General features: G+C 49.1%; 1 protein-coding gene. It reads left to right on the top strand.

The features are described 5' to 3' along the window. Positions 1-66 precede the first annotated feature (66 nt). A protein-coding gene (locus Q8W22_RS16635; RefSeq protein WP_303434947.1) for an IS3 family transposase occupies positions 67-1,208 on the top strand; the annotation gives its coding sequence in 2 pieces (ribosomal slippage) (positions 67-316 and positions 316-1,208; 1,143 coding nt in all). Positions 1,209-1,234: the final 26 nt, after the last annotated feature.

A 1,234-nucleotide genomic window follows, 5' to 3' on the forward strand; every position in this document is an offset into this window, starting at 1 on the left:
TGTTCTGGTTGAATATCCCGGACACCTCAAGAAGAGATAAACTCTTCACCAACAGAGGTGCCAACCATGAGCCAGAAACGTAGTTACAAGCAATATCCGCCAGAATTTAAGGAAGAAGCCGTCTCTCTCGTGACCGAGCAAGGTTATTCAGTTCCGGAGGCCGCGAAGTCTCTGGGTATCGCCACCAACTTGCTCTATCGGTGGAAGGAAAAACAGGCGCAGTCAACCAGTGAATCAAAGCCTGCAGAAACGGAACTGGAAGAGCTGAAGCGGCTTCGTCAGGAAGTCAAAACCCTGCGCATGGAGAAAGAGATTTTAAAAAAGGCCAGTGCTTTCTTCGCGAAAGAAATGAAGTGAAATACCACTTTATTGAAAATCACAGACAGAGTTATCCGGTGCGATTGCTCTGTCATGTGATGAACGTCAGCAAGTCGGCGTTCTACGCGTGGAAAGCTCGTCCAGCCAAGGTGATCACTGCGGAAGAATTGCACCTGTATCGACGTGCCAAAGCACTGTTCAAAGCCTCCAGAAACAGCTTGGGGAGTCGCGAATTGGTCAAAAAGTTGAGTGAAGAAGGCATTCAGGTGAGTCGACATCGAGTACGAACAGTGATGCAGCAACTGGATCTTAAAGTCACGCAGCGCGTGGCTTACAAGGCGACAACCAAACGAAAACACAGTGACCGAGTAGCCGATAACCTGCTCAATCAACAATTTAATCCGGTGGGTAAAAATCAGGTTTGGGCAGGAGACATCACCTACCTGAAAACCGGTGAAGGCTGGATGTATCTGGCGATCGTTATGGATCTTTACTCGCGCAGGATAGTTGGATGGGCCATCGACAAACGCATGACCACAAGTCTGATCAGTCGAGCCTTGATCAAAGCTTATAACCTCAGGCAACCACCGAAAGGCCTGGTGTTCCACAGTGATCGAGGATCACAGTACACCAGTGAATCCTTCGCCAAACTGCTGAAAGGGTATGACATGAGAGCTTCAATGGGAGACGTTGGTGCATGCTGGGACAACGCCGTGGTTGAACGCTTCTTTGGGAGCCTAAAACATGACTGGCTGTTCAAAGTACACCAGCCGACGCGGGCTCATATGAAACAGGATGTTGCGGCCTATATGAAATACTACAACCTGGATCGACTGCACTCCTCGAACGGTGACTTGTCACCGGCGGAGCATGAGAAATTAGCCAATTAATGTGTCCGGTTTTGTTGACCAGAACA

It is taken from the genome of Oceanobacter sp. 1_MG-2023 (assembly GCF_030689025.1).
Taxonomy (GTDB): domain Bacteria; phylum Pseudomonadota; class Gammaproteobacteria; order Pseudomonadales; family Oceanobacteraceae; genus Oceanobacter.